The sequence below is a fragment of the Pedobacter sp. genome, assembly GCF_965279535.1.
Classification (GTDB): Bacteria; Bacteroidota; Bacteroidia; order Sphingobacteriales; family Sphingobacteriaceae; genus Pedobacter.
This window is the reverse complement of record NZ_OZ257244.1, coordinates 4,813,818-4,833,900: the sequence shown is the minus strand read 5'-3', so window position 1 is coordinate 4,833,900 and position 20,083 is coordinate 4,813,818. Positions and strand designations below refer to the sequence as shown.

The window sequence follows — 20,083 nt, the reverse complement described above, 5'->3', positions numbered from 1 at the left end:
AAATCAAATCCTGTAAAAAAGTACCAGCATAAATTGTTCATCTTTTTGTCGATATGTCTCAAAATATCGTCCACCAACAACATAACCCATTGTATATCAACACAAAACACAACAAAAGATTAACTACAGAATTTTTCCAAAGAAATTAAGCCTCAGGACGATCCGATTTATCTATATATTTGGTATTACTTGACTATGCGGTTTCTATTATATTTTTTGTTAATAGCTCCCTTATTTGCAGCTTATACCTGCAGCGGACAATCTCATTATTTCAGACAGTATCAAACTGAAGATGGACTGGCCCATAATTCAGTACAAGCCATCATTCAGGATAGAAAGGGCTTAATCTGGATAGGAACACGTGGTGGCTTAAACCGTTTCGATGGTTATTCTTTTAAAACACTGAAGAATGAAAACAGTAAGTTTGGGAATGTTGGCAACAACATTATCATTAGCCTTGTTGAAGACAAAAAAGGAATGCTATGGGTTGGCACCGGGAGTGGTATTGTCAAATATAATCCTTACAATGAGGTATTTACCCCGCTGCAGCATGCTCCAAAAAATTACATTAGCCATATCATAACCGATCAGCAAAACAATCTTTATTTTTTAGCGAACAATCAGCTTCATCAGTTTATCCAGGTTCAAAATAAGGTGATCGATCTGAAAATTTCAGGGTCATGTATCGCGCTGGGCGCACAGGGAAATATTTTAATCGGAAATGACGATGGACAGTTATTGACGTACAACCCTCAAAAGAAATCTACAACCAGTGTAAGAATTATTGATGAGCGTATTCCGGCCAGTCTCAGATCCATCAGTAAAATATTTCCATTGGGCGATAACAGGATATTGATAGGATGCTTTAAACAGGGATTAAAAAGTTATGATACTAAAACAGGCCTGATTAAGTCGCTCATTTTGAGGAATAGCAATAATACAGACATTTATGTCAGGGATATTACCGCAGGCGAAAAACAAGCCTATTGGATAGCAACAGAATCAGGCATCTATATCTACGACTTAGCAACGCATACCAGTCATAACCTGCGTAAGAAAACCGGTGATCCGTACGCAGTTCCTGACAATGCTGTTTACACCGTTTGCAAAGACAACGAAGGCAGCATGTGGGCAGGAACCTACTTTGGAGGTTTAAGTTATTTTTCCAGGAGCAATGCGAGGTTTGAAAAATATTATCCCAGTTCGGATCCCCATTCCATTTCGGGCAATGCAGTAAGAGAAATCTGCCCTGATGAAGAAGGTAATTTATGGATAGGTACGGAAGACGCCGGAATCAATAAGTTTAATCTGGCTACAGGCTTGTTTACCAACTATACAGCTTCAGGAAAAAAAGGTGATGTATCCTATCCCAATATCCATGGCCTGTTCGCTTTTAAAAATCAGCTGTTCGTTGGGCCATTCTTACATGGGCTGGAAATAATGGATATCAAAAGGGGCCTGGTTACGGAAAGGTTTAAAACCATCATTGAAAAAAATAACCCAACAAGTGATTTTGTGCTCTCTATTTACGTGTCTAAAGACAGCACCATATTTGTAGGTACTGGATACAATCCGAAATCAGGTCTGTTTATTTTCGATCAATCTAAAAAAACTTTTAAAAGGGTGGAGCAAATTCCCAACTCTTCTGTTTTCGATATTTGTGAAGACAGTTTTGGTAATATATGGACAGGAAGTCAAACACGTGGTGCATTTTATTATCATCCAAAAACAGGTAAACATGGCAACTTCAGCTTCGGCGAAAAAACCAGGGATAAGGTATCAAACGATTTTACCGTTTCCGGTATCATGGAAGACAGCAATCATGCCATGTGGTTTACCACACAGGGAAATGGCCTGATTCGCTTAAGCCGGGATAAAAAGATCTTAAGAAAATTTACAACCGAAGATGGATTACCTACCAACATCTTATTTCGCGCCCTGGAGGACGACGCTAAAAGACTCTGGATCAGCTCACTTAAAGGATTGATATGTTTTGATTTACGTACTGAAAAGATAAAAATATACACCAAATCTAACGGATTAATTGCCGACCAGTTTAATTTCAGCTCGGCCTATAAAGATCCAAAAGGTAAAATGTACTTTGGATCTGTTAATGGAATGATTTCCTTCCACCCTAAAGATTTTGAGCAAAAAGAAACTGCCCCACCTACATTCATCACCAGCTTTCAAATTAACAATAAAGAAGTTTTTCCTAATGTTGAAAATAGTCCGCTTACCAAGTCCATTTCCTATACAGATACCATTGTACTGGCTTATGATCAGAATAATTTCAATATTGAATTTGCAGCACTTAACTATTCCTCTCCTGAGGTTACCCGATATGAGTATTTAATGAAAGGTGTAGACCAGTCTCCCACTTATCTTAGCAATAACAGAAGAGCTTATTTCACTAATTTATCTCCCGGAAATTATACTTTTTTAGTGAGGGCGAAAAGCAACGTAGATAGCTGGACAGGAAAAGAGCGTCGGCTTTTTATCAAGATCCGTCCACCATTTTGGAAGAGTATTACCGCCTACATTTGTTATCTCATCATTACTTCAGTTGCACTTTTCCTGGCAGTTCGCTACTACCACCGTTATATCGAACGCAAAAATCTAAACAAACTACAGCTCTTTGAACACGAAAAGGAGAAAGAAATTTATCAATCCAAAATTGAATTCTTTACAAACATTGCACACGAAATTCAAACACCACTCACTTTGATTTTAGGCCCGGTTGAAATGATGATGGAACAGGTAGCTGAACAACCTTTCAGAAGTAATCTGCTTATGGTTGAAAAAAATGCAAACCGCTTGGCAAAACTAACCAATCAGTTACTCGATTTTAGGAAAACCGAAATGCACCAATTCGGTTTAAATTTTGTAAATACAGACATTAATAACCTCTTGAAAGAACAAATTGACATTTTTAAACAAGAGGCTCAAAAAAGCAATATTGCACTGCACCTGGAACTCCCAACAAATAAGGTAATTGCTTTTGCTGACCGGGAGGCGCTGATCAAGATTTGCAACAACCTCATATCTAATGCGATAAAATACGGAACAAGCAAAGCAATTGTAAGCTTGGCAAAGCCTGATGAAGCTGATGGTCTTTTCAGGATTACCTTCATCAATGATGGAAAAGGCATTCCGCAACAATATCAGGCACAAATATTCGAACCATTTTTCAGGCTTTATGGCAAAGATAAGCCTGGCACAGGAATAGGGCTTTCTTTAGCCAAATCGCTTACTGATTTGCACAATGGTTCGCTTAAATTGGTTGAAGGTGAGGCAAACCATATTGTATTTGAGCTAACTTTGCCCATCCATCAGGAATTTGAATTCAAATTAAGTAGCTGGAAAAAAATAAAATAAGATATGACGGACAGTATTCTGATTATTGATGACAATGAAGATATTCTTGAGTTTCTTACTCAGGTTCTGGGGAATACGTATAAACTGCATTTGGCAATAAATGGAGAGCTGGCCCAACAAATCCTGGATCAGGAAATAGTAGACCTTATTATTTCGGATATTATGATGCCCGGAATTGACGGTTTTGAGCTTTGTAGACTGATCAAATCAAACGTAGAATATTGCCACATTCCCATTATATTACTCACTGCCAAAAACACTTACAAGGCGCATATTGAAGGGCTGGAAGTTGGTGCCGATCTTTACATCAAAAAGCCTTTTTCACCACAGCTATTGCGTGTTCAGGTGGCTAACCTCCTTCAAAACCGGTTAAAAATAAAAGCCCATTTTGCGAGCGCCCCCTTCGAGGATGTTCGGGTAGTTGCAAACTCTAAAACAGAAGAAGCCTTTTTAAAGAGGTTGGATGAGTATGTGCGGAAAAATATTCAAGACCCCTATTTAGATATCGATCAGCTTGCAGAGCATATGCACATGAGTCGGCCTACACTTTATCGTAAAATAAAGGCAATTTCTTCCTTATCACCAAAAGAACTGATTGATGTTACCCGACTTAAAAAAGCCACTAAACTCATAGCCCAAAACGAGTTCAGTTTTTTTGAGATTGCAAAGATGGTAGGTTACAGTTCTCAAAGTCTTTTTAATAAAAATTTCTTAAGATATTTTAAAGTCCCGCCTCAGGAGTATATGAATTCGTTAAGCAAGAACGCACAGGAAGATTAACTGCATACCTTTGGATCTCTAAAAAAATCAAGGCCTAAAAAGGTCAGGGATTGCCCGTATTTGGCCATCCCTGATGATGAAAGCATTAATATTTAAAAACTTTACCCTCAACCATTACCTCCTGCTTGTTGGCATCAAAAGTTGATTTCCCTCCGGTTCGAACAGCGGCATTAGTCATAATGTTGGCAATTGAATGCTGATAACCAGCCTCTACCGGTGCATTAGGTTCTTTTCTGCTGCGTATACATTCTAACCAGTTACGCATATGATTTGAGCTCAGCACGTCGGCACCAGTATTGGCAGATGCCGCAGCAGCTGAAGGTGCTGCAAGTTTAATTTCGGGCAAAAGGTTCGGCTTCATTTTCATCGCCGCAGCTGCTCTTGCTGTTAAACCACCTTGCGGCGATATCGTATTGGTTATCAGGTTTAATTCACCACCATTAGAGTAGTAAATTTCAGCAGGTTTTTCATCTCCGTTGTGCATTCTGGAGGTAAATACCACCTGAAATCCTTTAGTCAAATCATCAACCGGACCATAATCAAAAACGGCGGTAGTGGTATCCCAATTGCGGCGGCCATCCTTCCATTGATAAATACCTCCATTGGCGGTTACACTTCGGGGATGTGATAAACCAGTGAACCAATGTACCGTATCAATCTGGTGACTCATCCATTGACCGGGCATACCCGAAGAATAAGGCCAGAAAAGCCTGTACTCTAAATAAATACGCGGATCGAATGCTTCATAAGGTCTGTTTAACAAAAAACGTTTCCAATCGGTATCTTCTTCTTTGAGTTTGGAAACCAAATCAGGTCGACGCCAGCGACCAGGTTGATTAACATTCCAGCTCAGTTCAACCATGGTAATATCACCAAATTTACCTTGTTTAATAAAATCGGCAGCCGCCTGATAGTTTTGTCCGCTCCTGCGTTGCGATCCTATCTGCAATATTTGTTTAGAAGATCTTACAGCTTTCAATGCAGCACGGGCATCCTCCATGGTTTCGGCGAAAGGTTTTTCGCAATAAACATCTTTTTTGTGATTAACAGCCTCTATGGCATGTAAAGCATGTGCAAAATCGGGTGTACTGATAATTACCGCATCGAGATCTTTAACTGCATAAAGTTCGTCGTTGTTTTTACAGGAAGTAATCCCGTGACCCATTTTATTTTTAATGTAATCCGTTCCTAAATTGCGACGGTAATTCCACAAATCCGAGAGCGCCACAATGTCAAAATTCAATTCTTTATGGTGATTCAAAAAGCAAGGGAACAAAGTATCCTTAAAGCGGTCAGAAAAACCTACTACTCCAACCCTAACCCGATCATTAGCACCGATAATATTACCATAACTTTTTGCCGACATTCCAAAAGTCCCCATATAGGTTCCTGCTGTTGCAATGGCTGCCTTCTTTATAAAATCTCTTCTTGATTCTTTCATAACCTGGTTATTTAAGGATTTTGATTTTAATATTTTTGTAGGATACATTGTTGCCATGATCCTGTATAAGAATGTGACCTTTTTCTGCTTCGCCAAAGTTCTTCCAGTTTTTATACTTGCTTCCTGCCACCAGTTGTTTAAAAGCTGCCGACCCACGCTCATATTCTACTACTTTCACACCATTTAACCAGTGCTCTACGTGATTATTTGGGTATACCCTAACCTCTCCGCTATTCCATTCGCCAATTGGTTTTAGCACAGATACTGGTTTGTTTGCAGGAATAAGATCGTACAAAGATCCCAGTTTGCGATTACCATTTTTGCCAAGCTTGGCGTCCGGATGCTTCTCATCATCTAAAACCTGAAATTCTAATCCTATCCCGGACATATTCGTTTTTTCTTCTTCGGTTACAAAATACTTTATGCCACTATTCGCGCCCTGACTCAGTTTGAAATCAAACTTTAAAATAAAAGCCGAAAATTCTTCTTTACTTACAATGTCACCACCAGAACCCTGCTCCTGCCCGTTCGATGCCAGTACTGTTAAAATTCCATTTTTCATTTCCCAACCCCTGGCCGGAAACTGCGCTTTGAATATAGCACGCCAACCTGTTGCATCTTTTCCATTCCAAAGCATTTTGAAACCTGCCTTTTTCTCGTCTTTACTAAGGGTGTTTTGCGCATAAGCCAGATTTACTGCACAAATGCCCAACAATAGCGTGTAAATTAACCTGTAGTTTTTCATTAATTTTTGTGTTACTTGATTTTAAATGTGTTTAATGTTGATATGGTGCTGCTGAGCCAGACCGGGTAATGTTAGGGCGGCATCGCTATGTTGCATACTAATCGGTATGAATAATTTTACTTTCATCAATACCTTGCTTCATTTTACAATACCCGCAATGCCCGCTACGATGGCAACAATGTTTATAATTGGTTTTCTAATGTCAAAGTAAGCCAATGAACATTGTAAAATATGTTCAAGTTATTGTCGATTTGTCTCAGTTTAAGCCCAGCTAAAGCAGGTTGCTGTAGCTACTTGAGGGCATGAACTGATGAACCCTGTTTGGCAAACACAACCCATAAAAATCTATATACCAGCATTTTAACCCATTAAAGACAAATACCAAATTTCAAAAAAATCCGCCATAAAGATCCTTCGGATTAGCATGCCATTTGAGTTAACAAAATTCCTTCGTGTTTAGAATTCCTTACATTCGAAAAAATAAACCATTGGCAACAAACATTTTTCACATTGAAATACATGATTAATTTTTCGATACCAGGACTTTTTGCAATTTTCAAAAAATCTTCAGCTTCTTCAAGGCCTCCAAAAACTCAAGGCTTCATCAGTAGTTATCATTTAATGGCCACTACACTTTTAATAAGTGCTTTACTGTTCAGCGCCTGTGGCATTAAAAAAAATCAATTGCCAGCCGGCGAGCAGATAGCCATAAGCACTGCGCTGGTAAATCCGGCTTTACCGGGAGATAATCCGGATCCTTCCATCATAAGGGTTGGGAATGTATATTATGCCACATCCACTACAAACGAATGGGCACCTTATTTTACCATTTATAAATCAACCGATCTTAAAAACTGGAAACTGATTAACCACGTTTTTCCTGAGGGATTTAAGGATATGAAAAACCAGTGGGGAGAAAATAACTTCTGGGCCTCTGAATTGGCTTATGATCAAAAACAAAACCGGATATATGCTTATTACACTGCACACAACAGAGAAACCAAGGGTAATCCGGGCTTACAATGTGGTACCGCCTGGATTGATGCTGACAAAATTGAAACTGGAAAATTTGCGGATAATGGCCCGGTGATAATCGAAGATGCCTGTGGTGCAATTGATGCATTTGAACTACAGCATAACGGAAAAATTTATGCCTTCTGGAAAAATGATGGTAATGGCTGTGGCCAGGAAAGCTGGATATGGCAGCAGGAAATAAATGAAAGCCGCACCAAATTGCTCGGACAAAAGCGTAAGGTATATACCAATAGCCAACCCTGGGAAACTTCGCTTGTAGAAGGGGCTTGTTTTTTTACCCTTGGCGAATATGTTTACAGCTTGTATGCTGTTGGCGGATGTTGTGATGCAAAATGTAACTATAAAACCGGAATTGCCAGAACTAAAGACCTATCCAGCGGCGTATGGGAAAAATACAGCAACAACCCGATCATGGTTAGCAATGATAAGTGGAATTGTCCCGGACACGGTACTGTAGTGAAGACGGCAAATAACAGATTATTTATGTTGTATCATGCATTTAACAAAAATTATGATGTTTTTGTGGGCAGAGAAGGCGTGATTGAAGAGCTCGTTATAGGTAAAGACGGATGGCCTGTATTGCACAATTCAACTGTACCCAACCGCCCAAAATCCGAACTCGACTTTACTGATCATTTCGAAAAAGACAAGAACCTGGATCTCGCCTGGCAGTGGCCTTCAAAATTGCAAAAACCAGCCATGTTTTTCGCTAATGGATTAAATCTCGCGGCTTCAGCTGATAATCACGCATTGGGTACTTTTCTTGGTCAATACATCAAAACGGTAAACTTTCAGATCATTACTAAAATAATTCCTACTGCCGCTAACGCAGGCATATGCCTGGGGGGTGCCATCTTCAAAAGCAAATGGCCTGGGGAGCTCGGCGCAATTGGTATTACAGCTTCGCAGGATGGTATTGTAGTGTTTGATAATTTCGAAGGAAAATACACCATACTAAAAGAAACAAAGGATAACCTTTCCGGATCGCTGGAACTGAAAATGCAGATCAGTGATAATGGCAAACAAATAACATTCTTCTATAAAAAAGAAGGCGCTGAATGGCAACCTTTCCATACTACCGCCTTTTTAGCGTCTAAATACGTACCCTGGGGTATGGGCTACAGAGCAGGGATTGTAGCAAAAGGAAATGCTTCAGCAAATGGAATCTTCAGCCACTTTGAGATCAGAAACGATTAACTGCGCTCAGCAAGCTCCGAAAACTCAATCCACTCCCTCACTGAATTTATTTCAGCGTATTTAGACTTTAATCCTACAACAAAAATAATGGGGTTGTCAAAATATTGACAACCCCATATCTCAACAGACAGTTTAGGTCCTTACCATTGAATCTGCTGATCTTCATCAGGAATTAATGTATTCAGGTCTCGCTGCATCGATAATGTTCCTTCTACCTTATACTTCAACCTTTGACCGGGAATAGTTGTATAATCTTCAAATTCATAAGAAAGGTAAAGCGTTGTGTAAATATGCTTTAAATAAGGAAGCTTAGGATCCCAGGCTTCGTCTTTTGTATAATAGGATTGCGTTGAACCCAGCTTAAATTTATTATCAGGATTATCGCTCCATACCTCCAGCTTCTTTTTCTGGATATCGATATTATCGTTTGTAAACCTGATAAACACTTTATATTTTTTGCGGTCCAGATAATCTATATCTCTGATTCCTGCATAAAGAAAGATGGTTTTATCATCTACTACAAATGTACGGTGTGTGTTTAGTGTTAAAGGTTCTGTATCGCCTTCCAGAAATATTTTATACAAGGTGCCGCCATATTCGCCCGAATAATCATTGAAGGGTGTAATGCGTAACATTGTTCTCCGATAATGTTTATTCGGATTAGCCTGATAATCATAAGAAGCATCACTTAAGATTTGCAGGGGCAAGACCCACTTATCTGCCTGATCTAAATCGCCCAGCTTAAAGTCGATGGGAACCGTAACTGTACTAACACCCTCTGGCACTACCGTTGTTGCTGGCATGGTATAATAATTGGCTCCAAGCTGACGGAAATACAACTCTTGCCTATGGCCATATTGTTCCTGGTTTAGCTTAGCCAGGGTATCAGGGTCTAAGCCAATGTGTATTGTGCGATTTTTGTTATTTGGAGTAGAACCGCTCATAATGATGGGGAGATTAAATCTCACATTGCCTTGTGCATTATAACGAACATAACACCAGGTTACACCCTGGGCCGTTGGGTTTGATTTAAAAGATGCCATTTGAACAAACTGCTCTTCTTTCCATTCATCATTACAGGACATACAGCAGGTTGCTGCTGCGATTACTAAAAATAGAATATATATACTTCTTTTCATGGTTGTAGCTTATAATAAATTATTCAGGATTTGTCCACCCAGGGTTTTGGGTCAGGTATTTGTTCCTTCTGAGTTCATCATAGTGAATCGGCCAGAACCACATCTTCAATGTAAAGATTGATGGAAGTGAGGGCGTTTCAACAGGTGTATGGAAAAGGTCAGCCTGGGCTTTTGTGGCATAAGCATTATAACCATACACCGGAGCCGATTCTTCAGCCTGGGCATCAGTCCAGCGGCGAAGGTCGAAATAACGATGTCCTTCGGCAAATAACTCAATCTGGCGTTCTCTTTTTAACTTGATACGGAACTTATTCGGATCTGCATACACATCACTTTTATAGTCAGCCAATCCGGCACGAATGCGGATGGGTTGGATTCCCGCTTTCATTTCAAAGATGTTTCTTGATATTGAATGGCTTTTGCTGCCATCCCAGGAAGGAATATTATAAGAGCCATTGAGTTCATTCAGGGCCTCAGCATAAATGAGCAACACTTCTGCGTAGCGGATTGCAGGATCTACTTTTGGCTTTAGTCTGCTTTGATCGTATGCGGTAATGGAAACGTTGCTGATATCGTCGGGGTGAACGTATTTTTTTATCCCGACACCAGTTCGGGGCCAGTACGATGTATTTTTATAACCGTTGGGGTCGCCCCTGTAATAGAATATTTGAACGTTAGTTTTTTCATCTTTTAGCGTTTCAGCATTGAGAAAATTCCAGGTAGATCCGTTATAGGAAACGGAAGCATAAAACCGAGGTTCGCGCCGTGCATACTGTTTATTTACGCCCACTCCTAAAGGTCCTAATTCCGGGTAATTTGTCAATTCATCTTGCTTCACATAGCCTGATGTACGTGGATTGGTATTATAACGGCTTTCATACCCCTGTCTGCCGGCATACATATTGTTCATTCCCGGTATATCACTTCCATCATTCATGTAGTAGGCATCTACCTGTTTTTGTGTCATACCATGAGAATTATAGCCTTTTCCTTCCAAACGAGGTAATTGATGGAGTACCAGCACATTTATCCCCTCATTACCCTGATTTTGAGCGTGTGTAAAAATAAGTTCTGGATTTTGGTATGCCGGAACTGTTCCATTAAATAATGAGCGGTACGACTCGTAAGGGTCGATATCATTCCACCCTGAGGGCCAGTTTCCGCCAGAAAAATTACTATCAAATGGTGGTGTAACAGTTGCCGGATAGGCAATGTCTCCGGTTGTTTTTTTATAAGCAACGTAGAGGCGATATTGCCCCAAATCCATCACATCTTTTGCAGCGGCCGCAGCTCTCGCCCACTTAGATTCTTCGTAGGTACGGGACAATAATGGTTTTCCATCTTTGGTAACCAGGGCTGCAACCACCTCAGCAGGCGCCTTCCCGTTAGCTAATGGGCTGGCAGCATATAATAAAATTCTCGCCCTTAAGGCTAATGCAGCTCCTCGGGTAGGCCTGGCAATTTGTTGAATTCCCTGTTGAAGCGGAAGCCCTTTTGCTGCTTCTGCAAGCTCATTGGATAAGTAAACTGCACATTCTTCATAGGTATTGCGTGGTTGTGCTATTTCATCATACTCCTTTGTATAGTCAATGCCTTCGTCAGGTACAATTGGTACAGGTCCATACGTACGCAGGAGGACCCAATAAAAATAGGCACGCAAAAACCTGGCTTGCCCCTTTAAATCGGCAATTTCTTTAGCCGAGAATTTCTGATTGATGTCGATATTTTTTATAAAAATAGAAGCCTGCCGAATGCCTTTATATGCGGTATTCCATATTTCCTTACTTTCGCCATTTAACCCATTTTCAGTAAATTGTCCATTCTTCCATCGCCTGTACCCGTCGCTCTCATCTCCATAGTACATATCATCGGCAAAATTAAAAGGCACAAATTTCTTGCTGCTTATATCCTGCATGTAGTTGCTCCCCAGAAAAGAGTATGCCTGAGCTAACCATCTGTTGGCATAATCAGGGTTGGTAAACACTTCCTCTGTTGTCAACCGTTCATCAAAAAGATAATCTGAATCCAGGTATTTCTTGCAACCGTTTATACTGGCGAGGGTAGCGAAGAAGGCTAAGGCTGTAAATATTTTTTTCATATTCTTCATTGCTTATAAATTAACTGATACACCTAATGACAATGTTCTGTTAAGCGGATATGCTTTTCCGGTGGAGCTTCCCAATTCGGGATCCCATAGTTTAAAATTGCTGAAAGTGAACAGGTTGGTTCCGATAAAAAAGAAGCGCACACTATTCAGGTGAGCCTTGTTTACGAAGGTTTTAGGAAGAGAATACCCAATGTCGAGGGTTTTTAAACGCAGGTATGAACCATCTCTGAGCCAGAAGGTAGATGCCCGGTAATTGTTTGGATTCGGCCCATAGGTTAAACGGGGATAATCTGCGTTAGGGTCTTCATTCACACCCAATTGCCAGCGGCTGCCATTCGCAACATCACTCAGGATGTTTCCCCAGTTCTCACCCAAACTAAACATGTAAACTGATGATCCATTAATAAAGTAGGTAGACTTCCCTACCCCTTGAAAATGCAGATTAATGTCCAGACCTTTCCAACTGGCCGAAAGGCCGAAACCATAGGTGAGGTTTGGTCTGGTGGTTGCTCCAATGGCAACAATATCATTGTCATCAATTACACCGTCTCCATTAATGTCTTTGTACTTAATATCGCCCGGCATTACTTCACCAAAAGATTGTCTGGCACTATTCCGGATATCGTCATAATCTTTAAACAACCCTAAATCTACCAAACCCCTGGCCTGGTTAACCCGGTGTCCCGCTTGCAGTTTGTATTTGTAAATGGTGTTTTCTTCATCGCGTTCAATAATTTCATTCTTGCTGTAGGTAGCATTGCCACGTAGTGTAAGGTCTACATTGAATAGCTTTTGTTTTAAGGTAAAATTGCCATCAAACCCTGCTGCCTTCACCTCGCCCACATTTGCAGAAGGATTGTTTTCCAGCCCCACATAACCGGGAAGAAAATTGCGGCTCATGTAAATCCCTTCACGGCGTTCACGAAAATAATCCACTGCCCCACTGAACTTATCATTAAACAGAGAATAATCGAGTCCTAAATCCTGTTTAGTTGCTATTTCCCAGGTTACGTTTGGAGAGGCTACAGTAGCATAGCGCATACCATTCCATGCGTTTGAAGAGTCGTAATCTCCGAAATTGTATCCCCCGCCAGCCATTTGCTCAATGGTGTAGAGGTAAGGGAACCGGATATCACCAAGATTGTCATTACCCGTTTTTCCATATGAATAGCGAACTTTGAGCATATTTACCCAACCCATTTTTTTCACAATAGCCTCTTCACCGATATTCCAGGCGCCAGAAATGGCAGGAAAGAAACCGAAACGGTAATCTTTATGAAAATTTTCTGATCCGGTATAACCGAAGTTAAAATCTACAAAATAACGGGCTTTCCAGTTGTAATTGGCTCGTCCGGCAATACCCTGGTTCCGACGGGCAATGCCGTTCTTCAGGTCACTGCCAATATTTTGGGTAAATATTTTTGCTTGCTGGGTATACTTAACCACCGCCCCGAAATAATGTGATCCAATATTGTTATTATAGTGTGTTTCCCACTCAAAAAACTCTCGTTTCTCCCCATCCGAAGCAGACGATTGCGTCATTTTCTGCTCTTCTCTGATTCGTTTAAACACCAGTTGTCCTGCCGTATCGCGGTAACGGTTTGCACTCCATAACTCTGGAAACTTGTAGCGTCTGATCCAGTTATTGTTGTAAGTATCATAACCAAAACGCCCCACAAACCGAAGACCTTTCGTAATAAAATCCAAACCCTGGTTTAGATTTAAAGTGGTTTGAATATTATTGGTCCAGTTTTCATTATAACCGGTCATGGTACCCTGAACCCAGGGATTAAACCGGTCCATATCATTATCAGGATTGCCGTCACGGTCATCACTGGCGGGTATCTTTCCATCCGAGTACCGCAATGGTGCCGTTATCGCGTTATATCCCATCAGGGCGGTCCAAATTGCATCGCTTCCTACTCCCGGATCATTTTGCTTGCGCAAAGAGCCCGAAACGCCTGCAGTTAATAAAGTAGATTTGGTAATGTCCATATCCACGCTTAAACGGTAAGTGTATTTCTTAAAGTTGGCATTGGTGTTATAACTTTTCAATGCATCATCTACCTTGTACATGCCTTCCTGGTTTTGGTAGCTTCCTGATAAATAGTAACGGGCAGTTTTTCCACCTCCGCTCAAATTCAGGATACTCCGCTGGCTCTTGGCTCCATCACGTAATATCACATCCATCCAGTCTACATTTGGGAAAAGATCAGGATCCAGGCCCAGGCGAAGCACTTCGAGCTCCGTTTTAGAAAAAAGAGGTTCCTGATTTCTAACAATCTTAGCCTCATTAGCCATAGAAGCATAGGTATATCCGTCAACAAAATCCGGCAGTTTGGTTAGTGTATTATAAAAGCCCTCTACTTTGGCATTAATATTTACCTTTCCCTCCTTCCCTCTTTTCGTTTTAATTAAAATTACACCATTGGCTCCTCTGCTTCCGTACATAGCAGTTGCAGAGGCATCTTTCAATAAAGAAAAGGATTCAACATCTTCTACATTGATTTCATTAAAATCACGTTCAAAGCCATCAATTAATACCAGGGCTGCATTGCTGGCGCCGAAGGTAGAGATACTGCGCACCCAGAATTCAGAGATACTTCCCGGCCTTCCGGAGGTTTGCATGGCCTGGATACCTGGAACAACGCCAGCTAACGCATCGGCCATAGAGGTGGAAGGATTCGACTTCAGCTGATCAACATTTACTGTGGTAATTGCACCCGTTATCGCGATTTTTTTTTCACCACCTGTGGCGGTTACCACAACCTCATTCAGCACACTCGCCTCAGATTCTTTAAGCGTAACGTTAACAACCCGTTGCTCTTTAATCAGCACTTCTTGTTTTTCGTATCCCACATAAGTAAATACCAGTCGGTTATAAGGTGGCATCTTGATGCTGAATTTCCCATCAGCATCGGTAATGGCGCCCATTCCGGGTTGGTTGGCAACAGCTATGCTTACACCGGGGATGGGTAATTTTGCTGCATCCGTTACCACGCCTTTAACAATTACATCCTGTGCTTTGACCTTAAAACAGGTTACCAACACACCAATGCATATGAGTAAAAAAAATCTTGTCATTATATACTGCGTTTTTAGTAATTATTCTTCTTTTGCTATTTTGCGAATAAGCCAGTTACCTGTGTCGCCGATGTAGAAACATTTCCTTGTTTCATCATAAGTAATGGCCTGTGGATTGTTGAAACGGGCTTCAGTGCGCAAATCACCATCCACATATCCACTGGTTCCATTATTTCCCCTTCCGGCAAAGGTGCTCACCCTTCCCTGTGGGGTTAAAGTGCGGATGGCGTGATTGGCCTTATCACAGAAATAAAAATCATATTGGTCGCCTCCTGAAGCGGCATATTCGGGGTTCTTTACAAACACCCCTTGAACCGGACTGTTTAATCGGGCATTCGTTCCAATCCCATCTGCATATCCTGCAGTGCCTGCAGCTCCGCAGATGGTATATGGTATTTTAAAGGTTTTGGTTGCGCGATCATAGTCTGTGCGCATGATGTAATGTTTTTCATATTCAACCAGGTAGGCATAATCGCCCGATGGATGCATCACCATATACACTGCTACAGCACTGAAGGGATTAGAAAAGACCAGTTTGTCTTCTTTGGTGTTAAAATCATACCTGCGTATATCTCCAGCCCTATACCTCGAATAATACAGTTCGCCATTCTGGGGATGAATCATTGTACCATTTACACCACGGGCATAAACCTCGATGGCTTTCTTCTGCAAAAAATTAGATTCCCGGGTGAATATATAATTGCCGTATTTCGTATCGCTCGAATGGTTATGAGACAGAATCATATCCTGGTTCCCATCAATCCTCCAGTTCATGATCGATACCCTGTCCAGGTCGGTTCTGAAATAACTTACATACTTCTTTTCAAAATCAATGAGCCGACAGCTGTTAACATCTGCTGTAAAATAGAGCTGGTTTGGATTTTTAGGATCCATAGTGAGCCAGGTGATGCCTTTAAATGCACCACAATCATTAAAGGGGCCTTCTTTCTCCTGAAAATCGGTCGCTACCTGATAGTATTTACCCAGAAAGGTAGAAACCAGTAGCTTGCGGGTATAAGAGAAATTTTCTTTCGATACCGCCTGGGCAAGCTGCTGGTTGCCATCAAGAATACTGATTTTGATATCTCCGTCATATGCTCCCTCTGGGATGATGCAGTATAAACTGTTGTTTTTTACACCGATGATTTTGGCTGGTTTACCTCCGATGGTCAGCTTTATTTTAGTGATATCATTTCCAAAATTTTCACCATAAATCACCAGATTGTTTCCTACACTTCCTTCCTTGGGATAAAAATCTGTAATTACTACGGGCTTTGACGGATCGTATCCCTCATCCACCTGTAATTCTTCTTGTTTACACTGAGATAAGGAAATCGCAATTAACGCGAACAACATCCAACGGATTCGCCAACGCCTGGTTTTAACTTTGTTTTTTGTTTTCATATACACCTTGTTTTGATCCAACTCCTATCGAAAATGAGCAGCAGATTGCTTATTCGTCACCACGCTTGCTGTTACCCGATAATGAGGGGTTTATTTGATGAATTATTAAAATTGACAGGTTTTTAAATGCGCTTAAATACTAGCTGAAGAGTATGCGGTCAGGCATCAGGAAGCCATCCTTTCTCAGAAAAAAGGCAAAAAAATGCCTTCCGGTGTTATAAATAAAACACCGGTTTCCGATCTGGAAATAAATACTTAGCCCTTGCCGAAAAATTAATGCATAACGGCACCTTTGAATACCTGATGATATCCTTAACTATTTTTGATTGATACTAACCGAAATGGTTTGTGTTAATCAATAGAATATTAGTGACGCTTAGTTGCTTTCTGATCGGAAAGACTTTCTCAGAACTGATAAGTATAAATTGAGCATAAAATTAATTTAGTTTTGATTTCCCTGAGTTAGTTTGCTTTACTTAATTTGATGGTTATCAATCGTCTGAAATAAATAGTTTTGTTCTCATAAAAAGGATTGATACTGCATATGCTTAGTATTGCTGGTTAGACTATAGTGCAGTAAGGTTTGTTATTTGGTTAATTGAAATCAAAGTAAAGGAATACTCCCTTTATTATTTGTTCAACTTTTTGTCGATTTGTCTCAAGTTAGCCTTTTAAAAACATAACTTAACCACAAATAAAACATTGAAATACAGCTATATTAACAAAGCATTTTCTCGAAACTACCCATAAAAAGATCAGGCCAAAAAGGCTGAAGAAAAGACCAATTAAAATAGCAGAAAGACAGGCGGTAAATTGTAAATTGATTTATAAAATCTCTTGCTTATAGCGGATCGGATAGCAAAGTGAGCGTTTGGCCTCATTAACCACAAAGGTACTGTTAAGGGCCCCTACATTTTCCAGTTTAGAGAGTTTTTCCATAATGAAACGGTTGTATTCTGGCATGTCGCCTACTACAATCTTAATCAGAAAATCATATTCCCCTGTGGTATGGTAGCACTCCAGAACCTCCGGATACTGCACTACCTGATCCTGAAAATTAGACAGGGCTTCTGCGCTATGTACCATAAGTTTAACATGCGAAAAGGCAATCCACAGATCGGTAAATTTATTCCGGTTAATTACCGTTACGGTTTCCCCAATAAATCCTTCACGCCTTAACCTGGCAATCCGTTCAAAAACCGTACTGCCCGATTTTCTAAGTTTCGCAGCAATCTCTTTGTTCGTTAACCGGCCATCGGCCTGAATGATGCGTAATATGTCAAGATCTAGCTGATCCAGTATATAGTTGGGCATGCGTGGTTGCTGTTTTTAGGATACAAAAACCTGTGGGAAATAATTTAGCTAAACTTACGCAGGTTAATGTTGTTGATTAAGGGCAAACATAAAGAGTTTGTAGGGAATTTTCCAAATCCCAATGCAACATAATTTGGCCTGATGCTAAAATTAATCTTCGCTGACAAAATTTTGTTCGGCCGTCATCTCCCTATCAGAATTATTTCCGGATTTAAGACATACATGAGGTTTTGTTGCGCCAAGTGTTGAATTTCGTGTTGTTGGAATTCCGCTGTTTACAGCATGATTTAGGGGCTCCATTTAGCATTTTAAGACATGGTTCAGGAAAAAATATTGGTTATTGGTGCCTGCGGGCAAATTGGCAGAGAGCTTACAGCAGCGCTGCGCTTAAAATTCGGACAGCAACAGGTATTGGCCTCAGATATCCAGGCCCAGGGTAACCTGTCGGCAGATATGTATCCTTATTTCAGGCTTGATGTAACCGATGCCGCTGCATTAGAAACACTGATCGCTGAAGAAAAGATTACTCAAATCTATCACCTCGCAGCTATGCTATCGGCCAGTGGAGAAAAAAACCCGAAGAAAGCATGGGACCTGAATATGGATAGCCTCCTTTCGGTACTGGAGCTGTCGGTAAAATATAATGTAAAAAAAGTTTTCTGGCCAAGCAGTATTGCGATATTCGGACCAGATTCAGAAAAAATATCAACACCTCAACAAGGCGTAACCGAGCCTACAACGGTTTATGGAATCAGTAAAGCTGCAGGCGAATACTGGTGCAAATATTATTTTGATAAATTCGGACTGGATGTACGGAGCATCCGCTATCCGGGATTAATCAGCTATACCGGAGCGCCGGGGGGCGGCACTACCGATTACGCGGTAGATATCTTTCATCACGCAGTAGAAGATAAACCCTTTACTTGTTTCCTTAAAGAAGATACCGTACTCCCAATGATGTATATGGAGGATGCAATCAGGGCAACACTGGAGCTTATGGATGCGCCTAAAGATAAGGTTTTGGTACGTACCGCTTATAACCTTGCTGCTTTGAGTTTTAGTCCGCAAGCACTTACCGAAGAAATTGTTAAGTTGGTTCCTGATTTTAAAGTCGTTTATGCGCCTGATTTCAGGCAGCAGATTGCCGATAGCTGGCCAGGCAGTATCGATGATAGCGCAGCACGAACAGACTGGGGTTGGGAGCCGGCTTTCAATCTGGAAGCGATGGTTAAAGACATGTTGCTAAACTTAAAGGAGCTACAGGAAAACTAAGCCCAGGCTAAAAAAATTAAACTTTAGTTAATGATTGCGCAGGTCATCGCGAGGATTCCCGGCCATCTCTTGTTTTTTTGCAACTGGCCTGATGAAATATTCAGGCCAGTATTTTTTTAAACCAATCCTGAAATCACATTTATTATAACTATCAGCTCATATTGCCTGTGGTATGGGCAGGCAAAATAACTTATATTCTTCAATAAGGCGCTCTGCAGAAGCCATTTCGCAATCCAGTATATTAATTTGATGGCGTAGCCAAATCTGCTGGTCCATACCATAAATTTGCATTTTTTTTAGGCATTCTAACTCCAGTACATCTAAATATAGTTTTCCTAAAGAGGGAGCTTCCCACTTAACTTTTAACTTACCAATAAGGCGCCATAGGTTTTGGTTCTTTTCATAACTGTTTTCCATTTGCAGCAATTGTTCTTTAAGTATCGCAGATTTTAGCTATCTGTTTGGCCTCGAACATTAATTTCCTAACCATATCTGCCACAGCTTTTTGCTCAGACTTAAACGAACAGACAGTTATTGCATAGCTGAGAGATTCTTCACTAGCATTTAGAATGACAGCAAAATTACTGCATAGGAAAGGAAATTTGCCCCGGTTTAAGTATTCGCATTTTCAGCGGTCAATAAATCCTAATTTCGCCTTCATTCGGTGATACCTGCATAGTAATTGACAAATCTTTTGTTAATCCAAAAAGTCAGGAGGATAGGTCTTTTGATTATACTTAAGATCCATCTCCTTTAGAAATTGTTTTCTTTCTTCCGTGAGCTCAGGGATGGCGAGTATTTCTCCGGGAAGTACAGGACTGCCAATCTCCCTGAAGAGTTCCTCCAACCCTGCAGGAACTACTGTACAAAGCAGCCGAACATATTCCTTTGAATTATTTTTAAAACAGTGTATGGCACCACCCAAAGGGATATTGACAAAACCATCCTTCCCCAGGGTTTGCATTCCTTTCTCGGTTTTAAACTCGATCTCCCCTTCCAGCACATGGAACATTTCTTGCATATCCGGATGAGCATGTGGTGGAGGGCCACCGCCTGGTGGAACAATCATTTCTATAACCGCATATTTGCCATCGGTTTCATTGCCCGATATAATAATCCGGTAATTTCCCCCCGCAACAGCCAGTCTTTCTCCGCTGTCGGCTTTGATGATGCTTACACTAGAATCCATA

At 40.8% G+C, this 20,083-nt stretch carries 13 protein-coding genes; 4 read left to right on the top strand and 9 right to left on the bottom strand.

Annotated features, from left to right (window positions below; genetic code table 11):
• Positions 1-195: 195 nt before the first annotated feature.
• Entirely contained in the window at positions 196-3,375 is a 3,180-nt protein-coding gene (locus ACQY77_RS20185; RefSeq protein ID WP_421940520.1) for a ligand-binding sensor domain-containing protein, read from the top strand.
• A 3-nt stretch (positions 3,376-3,378) separates the two neighbouring features.
• The gene (locus ACQY77_RS20180) at positions 3,379-4,155 is read left to right on the top strand and encodes a response regulator transcription factor (protein ID WP_421940521.1); all 777 of its coding nucleotides are present in this window, start codon (positions 3,379-3,381) and stop codon (positions 4,153-4,155) included.
• Positions 4,156-4,240: 85 nt separating this feature from the next.
• Here ACQY77_RS20180 and ACQY77_RS20175 read toward each other — a convergent pair whose 3' ends face one another.
• Entirely contained in the window at positions 4,241-5,596 is a 1,356-nt protein-coding gene (locus ACQY77_RS20175) for a Gfo/Idh/MocA family protein (RefSeq protein WP_421940522.1), read from the bottom strand.
• 7 nt (positions 5,597-5,603) lie between these two features.
• Positions 5,604-6,341 (bottom strand): 3-keto-disaccharide hydrolase, encoded by a 738-nt coding sequence (locus tag ACQY77_RS20170; RefSeq protein ID WP_421940523.1) that lies wholly within the window; start codon positions 6,339-6,341, stop codon positions 5,604-5,606.
• A gap of 519 nt (positions 6,342-6,860) precedes the next feature.
• Here ACQY77_RS20170 and ACQY77_RS20165 point away from each other — a divergent pair.
• Positions 6,861-8,573: a family 43 glycosylhydrolase gene (locus ACQY77_RS20165; protein ID WP_421940524.1), complete on the top strand. Its 1,713-nt coding sequence runs from the start codon at positions 6,861-6,863 to the stop codon at positions 8,571-8,573.
• Between the two features lie 140 nt (positions 8,574-8,713).
• Here the strand turns inward: ACQY77_RS20165 and ACQY77_RS20160 are convergent, their stop codons facing one another.
• The 5 genes from ACQY77_RS20160 to ACQY77_RS20140 all read right to left on the bottom strand — a co-directional run bounded on the left by ACQY77_RS20160 (position 8,714) and on the right by ACQY77_RS20140 (position 17,621).
• Positions 8,714-9,712, bottom strand: a complete 999-nt coding sequence (locus tag ACQY77_RS20160) for a DUF4973 domain-containing protein (RefSeq protein WP_421940525.1) — start codon at positions 9,710-9,712, stop codon at positions 8,714-8,716.
• A gap of 19 nt (positions 9,713-9,731) precedes the next feature.
• Positions 9,732-11,810, bottom strand: coding sequence for a RagB/SusD family nutrient uptake outer membrane protein (locus ACQY77_RS20155; RefSeq protein ID WP_421940526.1), 2,079 nt, complete (start codon positions 11,808-11,810; stop codon positions 9,732-9,734).
• A 12-nt stretch (positions 11,811-11,822) separates the two neighbouring features.
• On the bottom strand, positions 11,823-14,903 hold the full coding sequence (locus tag ACQY77_RS20150) for a SusC/RagA family TonB-linked outer membrane protein (RefSeq protein ID WP_421940527.1): 3,081 nt from the start codon (positions 14,901-14,903) through the stop codon (positions 11,823-11,825).
• A 21-nt stretch (positions 14,904-14,924) separates the two neighbouring features.
• Positions 14,925-16,307: an IPT/TIG domain-containing protein gene (locus ACQY77_RS20145; protein ID WP_421940528.1), complete on the bottom strand. Its 1,383-nt coding sequence runs from the start codon at positions 16,305-16,307 to the stop codon at positions 14,925-14,927.
• Between the two features lie 825 nt (positions 16,308-17,132).
• On the bottom strand, positions 17,133-17,621 hold the full coding sequence (locus ACQY77_RS20140) for an Lrp/AsnC family transcriptional regulator (protein WP_421940529.1): 489 nt from the start codon (positions 17,619-17,621) through the stop codon (positions 17,133-17,135).
• A gap of 315 nt (positions 17,622-17,936) precedes the next feature.
• Here ACQY77_RS20140 and ACQY77_RS20135 point away from each other — a divergent pair, with 315 nt between their 5' ends.
• Positions 17,937-18,893 (top strand): NAD-dependent epimerase/dehydratase family protein, encoded by a 957-nt coding sequence (locus ACQY77_RS20135; RefSeq protein ID WP_421940530.1) that lies wholly within the window; start codon positions 17,937-17,939, stop codon positions 18,891-18,893.
• Positions 18,894-19,049: 156 nt separating this feature from the next.
• Here the strand turns inward: ACQY77_RS20135 and ACQY77_RS20130 are convergent, their stop codons facing one another.
• The gene (locus ACQY77_RS20130; protein ID WP_421940531.1) at positions 19,050-19,310 is read right to left on the bottom strand and encodes a hypothetical protein; all 261 of its coding nucleotides are present in this window, start codon (positions 19,308-19,310) and stop codon (positions 19,050-19,052) included.
• A 280-nt stretch (positions 19,311-19,590) separates the two neighbouring features.
• Complete coding sequence (locus ACQY77_RS20125) at positions 19,591-20,082, bottom strand: cupin domain-containing protein (protein ID WP_421940532.1); 492 nt, start codon at positions 20,080-20,082, stop codon at positions 19,591-19,593.
• Between the last annotated feature and the right edge of the window lies 1 nt (position 20,083).

Bases quoted from the DNA above. Each gene is read 5' to 3' on its own strand.
- ACQY77_RS20135 (WP_421940530.1), top strand. From the start codon at position 17,937: ATGGTTCAGGAAAAAATATTGGTTATTGGTGCCTGCGGGCAAATTGGC.
- ACQY77_RS20145 (WP_421940528.1), bottom strand. From the start codon at position 16,307: ATGAAAACAAAAAACAAAGTTAAAACCAGGCGTTGGCGAATCCGTTGG.
- ACQY77_RS20170 (WP_421940523.1), bottom strand. From the start codon at position 6,341: ATGAAAAACTACAGGTTAATTTACACGCTATTGTTGGGCATTTGTGCA.
- ACQY77_RS20175 (WP_421940522.1), bottom strand. From the start codon at position 5,596: ATGAAAGAATCAAGAAGAGATTTTATAAAGAAGGCAGCCATTGCAACA.
- ACQY77_RS20165 (WP_421940524.1), top strand. From the start codon at position 6,861: ATGATTAATTTTTCGATACCAGGACTTTTTGCAATTTTCAAAAAATCT.
- ACQY77_RS20125 (WP_421940532.1), bottom strand. From the start codon at position 20,082: ATGGATTCTAGTGTAAGCATCATCAAAGCCGACAGCGGAGAAAGACTG.
- ACQY77_RS20150 (WP_421940527.1), bottom strand. From the start codon at position 14,903: ATGACAAGATTTTTTTTACTCATATGCATTGGTGTGTTGGTAACCTGT.
- ACQY77_RS20140 (WP_421940529.1), bottom strand. From the start codon at position 17,621: ATGCCCAACTATATACTGGATCAGCTAGATCTTGACATATTACGCATC.
- ACQY77_RS20185 (WP_421940520.1), top strand. From the start codon at position 196: ATGCGGTTTCTATTATATTTTTTGTTAATAGCTCCCTTATTTGCAGCT.
- ACQY77_RS20180 (WP_421940521.1), top strand. From the start codon at position 3,379: ATGACGGACAGTATTCTGATTATTGATGACAATGAAGATATTCTTGAG.
- ACQY77_RS20155 (WP_421940526.1), bottom strand. From the start codon at position 11,810: ATGAAAAAAATATTTACAGCCTTAGCCTTCTTCGCTACCCTCGCCAGT.
- ACQY77_RS20160 (WP_421940525.1), bottom strand. From the start codon at position 9,712: ATGAAAAGAAGTATATATATTCTATTTTTAGTAATCGCAGCAGCAACC.
- ACQY77_RS20130 (WP_421940531.1), bottom strand. From the start codon at position 19,310: ATGGAAAACAGTTATGAAAAGAACCAAAACCTATGGCGCCTTATTGGT.